Annotated in this window: 11 protein-coding genes; 8 read left to right on the top strand and 3 right to left on the bottom strand. The window is 71.8% G+C overall.

Going from position 1 to position 11767, the window contains the following annotated elements; all coding sequences use genetic code 11:
• The first annotated feature begins 401 nt into the window (after positions 1–401).
• Entirely contained in the window at positions 402–1052 is a 651-nt protein-coding gene (locus GA0070604_RS22190; protein WP_091121839.1) for a C39 family peptidase, read from the top strand.
• A 60-nt stretch (positions 1053–1112) separates the two neighbouring features.
• On the opposite strand, the gene recQ is transcribed toward GA0070604_RS22190, so the two are convergent.
• From recQ to GA0070604_RS22175, 3 genes are all read right to left on the bottom strand, one after another.
• On the bottom strand, positions 1113–2954 hold the full coding sequence (gene recQ / locus GA0070604_RS22185; protein WP_091121835.1) for a DNA helicase RecQ: 1842 nt from the start codon (positions 2952–2954) through the stop codon (positions 1113–1115).
• A 210-nt stretch (positions 2955–3164) separates the two neighbouring features.
• On the bottom strand, positions 3165–4316 hold the full coding sequence (locus GA0070604_RS22180; RefSeq protein WP_091121832.1) for an RNA polymerase sigma factor: 1152 nt from the start codon (positions 4314–4316) through the stop codon (positions 3165–3167).
• Between the two features lie 7 nt (positions 4317–4323).
• Positions 4324–4731 carry a YciI family protein gene (locus GA0070604_RS22175; RefSeq protein ID WP_091127328.1) on the bottom strand — a complete coding sequence of 136 codons (408 nt, stop codon included), beginning with the start codon at positions 4729–4731 and terminating at the stop codon, positions 4324–4326.
• Positions 4732–5073: 342 nt separating this feature from the next.
• Here GA0070604_RS22175 and rapZ point away from each other — a divergent pair, with 342 nt between their 5' ends.
• The 7 genes from rapZ (at position 5074) to secG (ending at position 11642) form a co-directional block, all read left to right on the top strand.
• On the top strand, positions 5074–6012 hold the full coding sequence (rapZ, locus tag GA0070604_RS22170; protein ID WP_377592129.1) for an RNase adapter RapZ: 939 nt from the start codon (positions 5074–5076) through the stop codon (positions 6010–6012).
• Positions 6009–6995 carry a gluconeogenesis factor YvcK family protein gene (locus GA0070604_RS22165; RefSeq protein ID WP_091121828.1) on the top strand — a complete coding sequence of 329 codons (987 nt, stop codon included), beginning with the start codon at positions 6009–6011 and terminating at the stop codon, positions 6993–6995. Before rapZ ends, GA0070604_RS22165 begins: the two co-directional genes overlap by 4 nt.
• Before the next feature lie 54 nt (positions 6996–7049).
• Positions 7050–8030 carry a DNA-binding protein WhiA gene (whiA, locus tag GA0070604_RS22160; RefSeq protein WP_091121822.1) on the top strand — a complete coding sequence of 327 codons (981 nt, stop codon included), beginning with the start codon at positions 7050–7052 and terminating at the stop codon, positions 8028–8030.
• A gap of 263 nt (positions 8031–8293) precedes the next feature.
• Positions 8294–9298, top strand: coding sequence for a type I glyceraldehyde-3-phosphate dehydrogenase (gap, locus tag GA0070604_RS22155; protein WP_091121817.1), 1005 nt, complete (start codon positions 8294–8296; stop codon positions 9296–9298).
• Entirely contained in the window at positions 9295–10494 is a 1200-nt protein-coding gene (locus GA0070604_RS22150; RefSeq protein WP_091121814.1) for a phosphoglycerate kinase, read from the top strand. Before gap ends, GA0070604_RS22150 begins: the two co-directional genes overlap by 4 nt.
• Positions 10495–11286 carry a triose-phosphate isomerase gene (gene tpiA, locus GA0070604_RS22145; protein ID WP_091121810.1) on the top strand — a complete coding sequence of 264 codons (792 nt, stop codon included), beginning with the start codon at positions 10495–10497 and terminating at the stop codon, positions 11284–11286. It begins immediately after the preceding gene.
• 95 nt (positions 11287–11381) lie between these two features.
• A complete protein-coding gene (secG, locus tag GA0070604_RS22140; RefSeq protein ID WP_091121805.1) occupies positions 11382–11642 on the top strand; it encodes a preprotein translocase subunit SecG in 261 nt (86 codons plus the stop codon).
• Positions 11643–11767 lie beyond the last annotated feature (125 nt).

Below are 11767 nucleotides of genomic sequence, written 5' to 3'. Positions count from 1 at the left end.
GAAGACCACAACATGCCGCATCTTGAGCGCCCTTCAGGCAGGCGCGCCATATGTGTCGACTGTCTGGATTTGCGCCGGAGTCGGCCCGCTCGGCCGGCCGGGCCGGGTCGGAATGACCGGCCGGCGGCCGTCGTTACATCCCCGGGACCGCGGCACTGGTCCCACCCCGGTGACCTCGTGGGAATCGCTGCCCCGCCCCGGTGGTTACATCCGGGAACCGCGACGGTTTCGAGCCGGTGAGGCCGCGGGAATCACCGCCCGCCGCCGGTCGTTACATCCCCCGGGCCGCCCGAGCAGGTCATGCCGCCGGGCACCGGATCCCCAGATTTCCTTTCACCCGTGGCACCCGCACCCCCTTCGCGGGCGTGTCGCGTACCCCCGAGCGAAAGGCTTTGATCATCATGCGTACCGATTTGCTGCGTAAGACCGTCCTGACCGCTGCTGGTGTCGCCGCCACCGCCGGTGGCATCGCCGGCCCCGCCATCGCCGCGCACGCCGCCCCGTCCCAGAAGGCCGCGTCGTCGGTGACCACCGACCGCAAGGGCGGGGAGCGCGAGCTCAACGTGCGCTACGAGGCGCAGCCGAACTTCTACTACTGCGGCCCCGCCGCCACCCGTAACGCCCTCTCGGTCCAGGGCAAGGACATCAACGTCGACGCCATGGCCAAGGAGATGGGCACCACCGAGAACGGCACCGACAGCATCAACGACATCACCCCGGTGCTGAACAAGGAGACCGGCCGCAACGCGTACCACAGCACCGAGCTGCCGGTTGACAAGGTCGACGCCAAGCACGTCGACAAGCTGCGCGCCGACGTCGTGAAGGCCGTGGACGACGGCCGGGCCGTGGTGGCCAACATCGCCGGCACCGCGACCGACACCGACGGCAACACCCACTCCTTCGCGGGTGGCCACTACATCAGCGTGGTGGGCTACCGCGACGGCGGGAAGACCGTGACGATCGCCGACTCGGCCGACCCGAACATGGCCTCCTACCGGATGGACGTGGACGCCCTGGCGCACTGGATCGCCAGCCGCGGCTACAGCTCCTGATCCGAGGCAGGTGTCGAAGGGCCCGACCCCGAACGGGGTCGGGCCCTTCGGCGTCTTCGGTCAGTCCTCGGCAAGTACGGCGAGGATCGCCTCGCCGTACTTGGCGAGCTTGTTCTCGCCGACGCCGTTGACCCGGGACAGGTCGGCCAGCGAGGCCGGCGCCTCGGTGGCGATCTGCCGCAGGGTCGCGTCGTGGAAGATGACGTACGCGGGCACGCCCTGTTCCTTGGCGGTGGCCGCCCGCCAGGCCCGCAGCCGCTCGAAGACCGGCGCCGCGTCGGGGGAGAGCTCGGCGACGACGGTGGCCGCGCCCCGCGGCTTCGCCGACCGGGTGCCCGCCGGCTTCTCCGGCTCCCGCCGCATGGTGACCGTACGCCGGCGGCCCAGCACCTCGGCGCTGGCCTCGGTCAGCGCGAGCGTGCCGTAGTCGCCCTCGACCGCCAGCAGGCCCTCGGCGAGCAGTTGCCGCACCACGCCCCGCCACTCCGCCTCGCGCAGCTCGCTGCCGATGCCGAACGTGCTCAGCGAGTGGTGGCCGTGCTGGTCGACCTTGTCGGTGTGCCTGCCGAGCAGGATGTCGATGCTGTGCCCGGCGCCGAACCGCTGGTTGCGTTCCCGGTCCAGCCGGTAGACGGTGGAGAGCAGTTTCTGCGCGGCGACCGTGCCGTCCCAGGACTCGGGTGGTTCGAGGCAGGTGTCGCAGTTGCCGCAGCCCTCGGTGGCGGTCTCGCCGAAGTATTCGAGGAGCTGGGCGCGGCGGCAGCGGACCGTCTCGCAGAGGGCCAGCATCGCGTCGAGGTGGGCGGCCAGGTTGCGCCGGTGCGCCGGGTCGCCCTCGGAGGTCTCGATCATCTTGCGCTGCTGCACCACGTCCTGGAGGCCGTACGCCAGCCAGGCGGTCGACGGCAGGCCGTCGCGCCCGGCGCGGCCGGTCTCCTGGTAGTAGCCCTCCACCGACTTGGGCAGGTCCAGGTGGGCGACGAAGCGTACGTCGGGCTTGTCGATGCCCATGCCGAACGCGATGGTGGCGACCATGACCAGGCCGTCCTCGCGCAGGAAGCGCTGCTGGTTGGCCGCCCGGGTGGCCGCGTCCAGCCCGGCGTGGTACGGCAGCGCCGGCACGCCGTTGGCCACCAGGAACTCGGCGGTCTTCTCCACCGAGGCGCGGGACAGGCAGTAGACGATCCCGGCGTCGCCGGGGTGCTCGTCGCGCAGCAGACTCAGCAGCTGCTTGCGCGGCTCCCGCTTGGGCACGATCCGGTACTGGATGTTGGGCCGGTCGAAGCTGGCCACGAAGTGGCGGGCGTCGGTGAGCTGGAGGCGGGTGGCGATCTCGGTGCGGGTGGCCCTGGTCGCGGTGGCGGTGAGCGCGATCCGTGGCACCCCCGGCCACCGCTCGTGCAGCATCGAGAGGTTGAGGTAGTCGGGGCGGAAGTCGTGCCCCCACTGGGAGACGCAGTGCGCCTCGTCGATGGCGAACAGCGCGATCCGCCCGCGTTCCAGCAGGGCGACGGTGGAGCGGACGGCGAGCGCCTCCGGGGCGAGGTAGAGCAGGTCCAGCTCCCCGGCGAGGAAGGCCGCCTCCACCCGCCGCCGTTCGGTGAGATCCTGGGTCGAGTTGAGGAACCCGGCGCGGACGCCGACCGCGGTGAGCGCGTCGACCTGGTCCTGCATGAGCGCGATCAGCGGGGAGACCACCACCGCGACGCCGTCGCGGACCAGCGCGGGGATCTGGTAGCACAGCGACTTGCCGCCCCCGGTCGGCATCAGCACCAGCGCGTCACCGCCGGCCACCACGTGCTCGACGACCTCCTGCTGGAAGCCGCGGAAGGCGTCGTAGCCGAACACCCGGCGCAGCACCCGCAGGGCGTCCTCGGTCCGCTCATCGGTGGGGGAGACCATCCGCGCAGTCTACGAGCCGCCCCCGACACCCACTGTCACGGCGCGGTCCCGTCCCCGTCGCCCCAGCAGAGCCCGCCGTGCCGGCCGCGCGGTGGACGCAGGGCCGGGCGGCCCGGCCGCCCCCCTGATGCCGGCGGCGTTGACTGCGTGTCCACCGGTGGTGCCGGCCGGCGACCTTGCGTGCGACGGACCCCCGAATCGGCGAGCCGGTCACGTCGATGAGCGGATGCGGGCGTTGAGCCGGGCGGCCTGGCGCGTCAGGTGGTCGCGCTCGGCGAGGTTGGGGGCCTTGTGGGCCGCCTCGGCGTACAGGCGTGCCGCTGTGGCCAGGTCGCCGTCGCGTTCGTGGAGATACGCCGCTACCGCCGTGTGGCGGGGCAGCGAGTCGTCCAGCGCCGAGAGCGCCGCCAGCCCGGCGCGCGGTCCGTCGGCCTCGCCGACGGCCACCGTGCGGTTGAGCCGGACTATCGGGCTGTCGGTCAGGCGCGCGAGCTCGTCGTACCACTCGACGATCTGTACCCAGTCTGTCTCCTCGGCGGTGGGCGCGTCGGCGTGGAGTGCCGCGATGGCGGCCTGGGCCTGGAACTCGCCCAGCCGGTCGCGGGCGAGGGCGGCCTGCAGGATCTCGACGCCCTCGGCGATCGACGTGGTGTCCCATCGGCTGCGGTCCTGCTCGGCGAGCGGCACCAGGCTGCCGTCGGGCGCGGTCCGGGTGTCACGCCGGGCGTGGTGGAGCAGCATGAGGGCGAGCAGCCCCGCCACCTCGGGGTGGTCGATCGCGGCGGCGAGCTGCCGGGTGAGGCGGATCGCCTCGGCGGCGAGGTCGACATCGCCGGAGTAGCCCTCGTTGAAGACCAGGTAGAGGGTGCGCAGCACGGTGGCGACGTCGCCGGGCCGGTCGAACCGTACGCCGGAGACCGTGCGCTTGGCCCGGCTGATGCGCTGCGCCATGGTCGCCTCGGGAACGAGGTAGGCCTGGGCGATCTGGCGGGTGGTCAGCCCGCCGACGGCGCGCAGCGTGAGCGCGACCGCGGACGACGGCGTCAGCGACGGGTGGGCGCACAGGAAGTAGAGCTGGAGCGTGTCGTCCACCGCGGGCGCGGGCTCGGGGGCGCGCTCCTCGTCGATGAGGTCCTCCCGCCGCCGGCGGGAGGCGTCCGCCCGGGTCGCGTCGAGGAACTTGCGCCAGGCCACGGTGACCAGCCAGCCCTTCGGGTCCCGCGGCGGGTCGGCCGGCCAGACCCGGACCGCCTCGACCAGCGCGTCCTGGACGGCGTCCTCAGCCGCCGCGAAGTCGGCTCCGCGGCGGCCGAGGATCCCGAGCACGCTCGGCGTGAGGCTCCGGAGCAGGGCCTCGTTCATCTGCGGGTCACTCCGTGATGGTGGGCGACGCGGTCAGGAAGGGACGCAGCTCGAGCCACTCGTGGATCGGCTTGCCGCCCGCCCCGGGGGCGGCCGACAGCTCCCCGGCCAGCTCGATGGCACGCTCGTAGCTGTCGACGTCGATCACCATCCAGCCGGCGATGAGGTCCTTGGTCTCGGCGAACGGGCCGTCGGTGACCGGTGGGCGCCCCTCGCCGTCGTACCGGACGAACGTCCCCTCGGGGGCGAGCGCCTGACCGTCGACGAACTCGCCGGTTCCCTCAAGTCGGGCCGCGAAGTCGTTCATGTACCGCATGTGCGCCGAGATCTCCTCCGGCGTCCACTGGTCCATGGGTACGTCGTTGACCGAAGCCGGAGCGCCCCGGTAGTGCTTGAGCAGCAAGTACTTCGCCATGATCATTCTCCTCCGTGCTGGTGCGACCCATCTTGGTCACGCTCACCACGGGGACGGAGCCAGTCAACAGTTCTCGACATCACCGTCCGAACTTTCGCTCTGCGTTTTCATGCCGCAGAGATGAATCGGTTCGACTGCTGTATCCCTGCGGTGGCGTGACGCTCCGTGGCGGGGATGCGGTGTCGGCAGTGCGACAGGGCGGGGCCAGGCGCCGGCAAAACGGACAAGCTGCTGTTCCGGTGGTCACCCGTGGAATCCGGTACGGGCGCGCAGCCGTTAGAGTCGCTGACTGACCACGCGCGGCCGACCGGCCGCGGCGCCACGGCTTGGGGGGTGGATCAGGTGAGTGAGGCGCGGACGGCGGGAGGCCTGGTGCCGACCGGTACGGAGACAGCCCTGAGCCGGCCGGCGCCGGCCGAGGCGGACACCACCCTGGTGGTGGTCACCGGCCTCTCCGGCGGCGGCCGGAGCACGGTCGCCCGGGCGCTGGAGAACGTCGGCTTCTACGTGGTCGACAACCTGCCCCAGGCGCTCATGCTCGACATGGCCGAGCTGGCCTTCAAGGCCGGCGGCGCGACCCGGCGTACGGCGATGGTGCTGGACGTGCGTTCGCGTGCCTTCTCCACCGACCTGGCCGGGGCGATCCGGGAGCTGCGCGAACGCGGCTTCCAGCCCCGGGTGGTCTTCGTCGACGCCGACGACGAGGTGCTGATCCGCCGGTTCGAGAGCGTCCGGCGCTCCCACCCGTTGCAGGGCGAGGGGCGGCTGGCCGACGGGATCGCCGTCGAGCGTGCCCTGCTGGAGGAGGCCCGAGAGCAGGCCGACGTGATCATCGACACCAGCCACCTCAACGTCAACCAGTTGCGGCGGCGGGTCGAGGAGCTGTTCGGTGGGGAGGACTCCCGCCGGCTGCGGATCACCGTGCTCTCGTTCGGCTTCAAGTACGGCCTCCCCCCGGACGCCGACTTCGTGATGGACGCCCGGTTCCTGCCCAACCCGTACTGGGTGCCGGAGCTGCGCGAGCACACCGGGCGCGAGGCGGCGGTCAGCGCGTACGTGCTGGGCCAGGAGGGCGCCGAGGCCTTCGTGACCGGGTACGCCGACCTGGTCAACGCCACCACCGCCGGCTTCGAGCGGGAGGGCAAGCGTTACCTGACCGTCGCCGTCGGCTGCACCGGTGGCAAGCACCGCAGCGTCGCGATCGCCGAGGAACTGGCCGCCCGGCTGCGCCAGTCCGGCATCGCCGCGAACCCGCAGCACCGGGACCTGGGGCGGGAATGAGCGCGGCCAGGGTGGTCGCCTTCGGCGGCGGGCACGGGCTCTCGGCTTCCCTGCGGGCGCTGCGGCACTGCGTACCCGAACTGGATCTGGACATCACCGCGGTGGTCACCGTCGGCGACGACGGCGGCTCCAGCGGTCGGCTGCGGGCCGAGCGCGGCGGGCTGCCCCCGGGGGATCTCCGGCAGGCGCTGGTCGCGTTGGCCGGCGACCACCCGGCCACCCGGCGCACCGCCGGCCTGTTCCAGCACCGGTTCGCCGCCGCGGCGGACCCGGCCGACGGCGGAGCGACGGCCGACGCGCTCATCGGGCACGCGGTCGGCAACCTGGTGCTGCACGGGTTGATGGAGGTGCTCGGCGATCCGGTGGCGGCGCTCGACCACGCCGGCGCGATGCTCGGCGCGGTCGGCCGGGTGCTGCCGATGTCGCGTCAGCCGGTCGACATCGAGGCCCGGGTCCGCGGCGGCGACCCGCACCGCCCCGACGAGGTACGCACGGTGCGTGGCCAGCACCAGGTGGCGGTCACCACCGGCCGGGTCGAGGCGCTGCGGCTCACCCCCGTCGCGCCGGCCGCCTGCGCCGAGGCGGTGGCCGCGGTACGCGAGGCCGACTGGCTGATCTTCGGGCCGGGCAGCTGGTACACCAGCGTGCTGCCGCACCTGCTGGTGCCGGGGCTGGCCGACGCGATCGTCTCCAGCCGGGCGCGGCGGCTGGTGACGCTCAACCTGGTGGCGGAGAAGGAGACCCTCGGGCTCTCCCTGGCCGACCATCTGGACACCCTGCGGCGCTATCTGCCTGAGCTGAAGGTGGACATGGTGCTGGCCGACTCGAAGGCGGTGGGTGACCCCGTGGCGGTCGAAGGTGCGGCAGAATCGCTGGGTGCCCGGCTGGTCCTCGCCCCCATCGCCGTCCGCGACGGCACGCCCCGCCATGATCCAGCCGCCCTCGGCGCCGCCCTGGTGCCGGTCCTGGGCGCCGATCGTTAGACACGTACGTAATCACCGGCGACACGCCGGTACCGGTCCGTGAGGGGGCGCACTATGGCGATGACGGCTGCGGTCAAGGACGAGCTGAGTCGGGTCGACGTGCCCAAGCCCTGTTGCCGGCGGGCGGAGATGGCCGCCCTGCTGCGCTTCGCGGGTGGCCTGCACATCGTGTCGGGTCGCGTGGTGGTCGAGGCGGAGCTGGACACCGGCGCGGTCGCCCGGCGGCTCCGTCGGGAGATCGCCGAGGTCTACGGCTATCCGAGCGAGATCCACGTGCTCGCCTCCGGCGGGCTGCGCAAGGGCAGCCACTTCATCGTACGCGTGGTGAAGGACGGCGAGGCGCTGGCGCGGCAGACCGGTCTGCTGGACGTGCGTGGTCGTCCGGTGCGCGGGCTGCCGCCGCACGTGGTCGCCGCCAACGTCTGCTGCGCGGTCTCCGCCTGGCGGGGAGCGTTCATGGCGCACGGCTCGCTGACCGAGCCGGGCCGCTCCAGCGCGCTGGAGATCACCTGCCCGGGGCCGGAGTCGGCGCTCGCCCTGGTCGGCGCGGCCCGGCGGATCGGGATCACCGCCAAGAACCGCGAGGTGCGGGGCGTGGACCGGGTGGTGGTGAAGGACGGCGACGCGATCGCCGCCCTGCTCACCCGTATCGGGGCCCACTCCAGCGTGCTGGCCTGGGAGGAGCGGCGGGTGCGCCGCGAGGTGCGGGCCACCGCCAACCGGCTGGCCAACTTCGACGACGCCAACCTGCGCCGGTCGGCCCGGGCCGCGGTGGCCGCCGCCGCCCGGGTGACCCGGGCGCTGGAGATCCTCGCCGACGACGCCCCCGACCATCTCACCTCGGCCGGGCGGCTGCGTCTGGAGCACCGGCAGGCCTCGCTGGAGGAGCTGGGCGCTCTCGCCGAGCCGCCGCTGACCAAGGACGCGATCGCGGGCCGGATCCGCCGGCTGCTCGCGCTGGCCGACAAGCGGGCCAGGGACCTGGGCATCCCGGATACGGAAGCGGCCGTCACGCCCGACATGCTCGTGGTCTGATAGGACGGTGGGGCGTCGTTCTGCCGGCGGGATCACCACCCGCCGGAGCGCGACGTCGCGCGCTCGGATAAGGTCGCTGCGTACGGCAAGGGGGCCGGCACAGGCACTCCTCGCCGTACTCACCGCCTCGGGCGGTCAGGTCCTCAGGACCGCGGCGGGGTGGCCGAGATGAACCGTCAACGGCCGGCTCCAACGGTCGGCGCACACACCTCCGCCGGCCCAGGTCTGACGCCGGCGGACCAGAACGCGAGGAGATGGGACCTGTGACCATCCGGGTTGGCATCAACGGCTTCGGCCGCATCGGCCGCAACTTCTTCCGGGCAGTGCTGGCGTCCGGTGCTGACATCGAGGTCGTTGCGGTCAACGACCTGACCGACAACGCGACGCTCGCCCACCTTGTCAAGTACGACAGCATCCTGGGCCGCCTCCCGCACGAGGTGAAGGCCACCGACGACGAGATCAGTGTGGGCGGCCACACCATCAAGGCGTACGCCGAGAAGGACCCGGCGAAGCTGCCGTGGGGCGAGCTCGGCGTCGACGTCGTCATCGAGTCCACCGGCTTCTTCACCGACGCCACCAAGGCGAAGGCGCACGTCGACGGCGGGGCCAAGAAGGTCATCATCTCCGCGCCGGCGAAGAACGAGGACGTCACCGTGGTCATGGGCGTCAACCAGGACCAGTACGACCCGGCCAAGCACACCATCATCTCGAACGCCTCCTGCACCACCAACTGCCTCGCCCCGATGGCGAAGGTGCTGCAGGACACGTTCGGCATCCAGCAGGGCCTGATGACCACCATCCACGCGTACACGCAGGACCAGAACCTGCAGGACGCGCCGCACAAGGACCTGCGCCGGGCGCGCGCCGCCGCGCTCAACATCGTGCCGACCTCGACCGGCGCCGCGAAGGCGATCGGTCTGGTCCTGCCGGAGCTGAAGGGCAAGCTGGACGGCTACGCGCTGCGGGTGCCGATCCCGACCGGCTCCACCACCGACCTGACCGTCACGGTCGGTCGGGAGACCACCGTGGACGAGGTCAACGCCGCGATGAAGGCCGCCGCGGAGGGCCCGCTCAAGGGCATCCTGGTCTACAACGAGGACCCGATCGTCTCCGCCGACATCGTCACCGACCCGGCGTCGTGCATCTACGACGCGCCGCTGACCAAGGTGATCGGCAACCAGGTCAAGGTCGTCGGCTGGTACGACAACGAGTGGGGCTACTCGAACCGCCTGGTGGACCTGGTCAAGCTGGTGGGTAGCTCGCTGTGAGCATCCGCAACCTCGACGACCTGCTCGCCGAGGGGGTGTCGGGTCGGCGCGTGCTGGTGCGCGCCGACCTGAACGTCCCGCTCGACAAGCAGAGCGGGGACATCACGGACGACGGTCGGATCCGGGCCGTGCTGCCGACGCTGAGCGCGCTGGTCCAGGCCGGCGCCAAGGTGGTCGTCTGCTCGCACCTGGGCCGGCCGAAGGGTACGCCGGACCCGCAGTTCAGCCTGCGCCCGGTCGCCGGCCGGCTCGGCGAGCTGCTCGGCGCCCCGGTCCACTTCGCCGAGGACACCGTCGGCGACTCCGCCCGCGCCTGCGTGGAGGGGCTGGCCGACGGTCAGGTCGCGCTGCTGGAGAACCTCCGCTTCAACAAGGGCGAGACCAGCAAGGACGACGCCGAGCGGGGCGCCTTCGCCGACCAGCTCGCCGCCTTCGGCGAGGCGTACGTCGACGACGCCTTCGGCGCCGTGCACCGCAAGCACGCCAGCGTCTACGACGTGCCGGCGCGGCTGCCGCACGTCGCCGGCCGGCTGGTGCTGCGCGAGGTGGAGGTGCTCAGCAAGCTGACCAGCGACCCGGACCGGCCGTACGTGGTGGTGCTGGGTGGTTCCAAGGTCTCCGACAAGCTCGCCGTGATCGAGGCGCTGCTGCCGACGGTCGACCGGCTGCTCATCGGCGGCGGGATGTGCTTCACCTTCCTCAAGGCGCGGGGTCACGAGGTGGGCTCCTCGCTCCTTGAGGAGGAGATGGTCGAGACCTGCCGCAACCTCATGGAACGCGCGCCCGGCAAGATCATGCTCCCGGTCGACGTGGTGGCCGCGGACGCCTTCGCCCCGGACGCCGCGCACGACACCGTGCCGGCCGACGGCATTCCGAGCCACCGGCTGGGCCTGGACATCGGCCCGGAGACGGTGGCCGGTTTCGCGGCCGCGCTGTCCCAGGCGAAGACCATCTTCTGGAACGGCCCGATGGGCGTGTTCGAGATGGCTCCCTTCGCCAACGGCACCCGGGGTGTCGCCGAGGCGATCACCAAGGCGGGCGCGTTCAGTGTGGTCGGTGGCGGCGATTCCGCCGCCGCGGTCCGGGTGCTGGGCCTGGACGAGTCCGCCTTCAATCACATTTCCACCGGTGGCGGCGCTTCCCTGGAATACCTGGAGGGCAAGACCCTCCCCGGCATCGCGGCCCTGGAGAGCTGAATGGCGAGCAACCCCCGCCGGCCGCTGATGGCCGGCAACTGGAAGATGAACCTCAACCACCTCGAGGCCAACCTGCTGGTGCAGAAGCTGGCCGCGAGCCTCACCGAGAAGCAGCTCACCGACGTCGAGACGGTGGTCCTGCCGCCCTTCACCGACCTGCGGACCGTGCAGACCGCGGTGGACGGCGACAAGCTGCTGATCGGCTACGGCGCGCAGGATCTGTCGCCGTACCAGTCGGGCGCGTACACCGGGGACATCTCCGGGCAGATGCTCGCCAAGCTGGGCTGCACCTATGTGGTGGTCGGCCACTCCGAGCGGCGGCAGTACCACCACGAGGACGACGCGCTGGTCAACGACAAGGTGAACGCGGCGCTGGCCAACGGGCTCACCCCGATCCTGTGCATCGGCGAGGGCCTGGAGGTCCGGGAGCAGCTCCGGCACGTACCGCACTGCTGCGACCAGCTCGACGGCGCCCTCCGGGGCCTCACCGCGGAGCAGGTCACGAAGGTCGTCGTGGCGTACGAGCCGGTCTGGGCGATCGGCACCGGCAAGACGGCGACCCCGGAGGACGCCCAGGAGGTCTGCGGCGAGGTGCGCAAGCGCCTGACGGAGACCTTCGACGAGACCACCGCGCAGCAGGTCCGGATCCTCTACGGCGGCTCGGTCAAGGCGTCGAACATCGCCTCGATCATGGCCCAGCCGGACGTGGACGGGGCGCTGATCGGTGGTGCCAGCCTGGACGCCGAGGAGTTCGCGCAGATCTGTCGGTTCCCGGAGCACATCACTCGCTGATCGCTCGCTATCCTTGACGCTGCCCGCCCACCGGTCGGTGCCACCGTGCCCGACTAGGACGGGCAGTGATCGCAACGAGAGGACTGACCCCCGCCATGCCGATCTGGTTCGCCTACACGATGATCGTGTTGCTGGTCATCACGAGCGTCCTGCTCACCCTGCTGATCCTGCTCCACCGTGGCAAGGGTGGCGGCCTGTCGAGCATGTTCGGCGGCGGGGTCAGCTCCAGCCTCGCCGGCTCCTCGGTCGCCGAGAAGAACCTTGACCGCTACACGGTTCTGGTCGGGATCGTCTGGTTCGCGTGCATCGTCGGGATCGGGCTCTGGCTCCGCCTCCAGCTCAGCAGCGGCGCCTGAATCAGCCCGTCGAGTCGTACAATCTGCGCGCGGTCCGTCACGGACCGCGCGCAGATTTTTTTTGCGCTGCACCGCGTCGCCCGCCGCCCGCCCCCGCGCGTGGCGGTCCCCTCCGACGACAGGAG

It is taken from the genome of Micromonospora eburnea, assembly GCF_900090225.1.
Lineage (GTDB): Bacteria > Actinomycetota > Actinomycetes > Mycobacteriales > Micromonosporaceae > Micromonospora > Micromonospora eburnea.
Note: the sequence above shows the minus strand (reverse complement) of the source record. Positions and strands in the feature narration are given on the sequence as shown.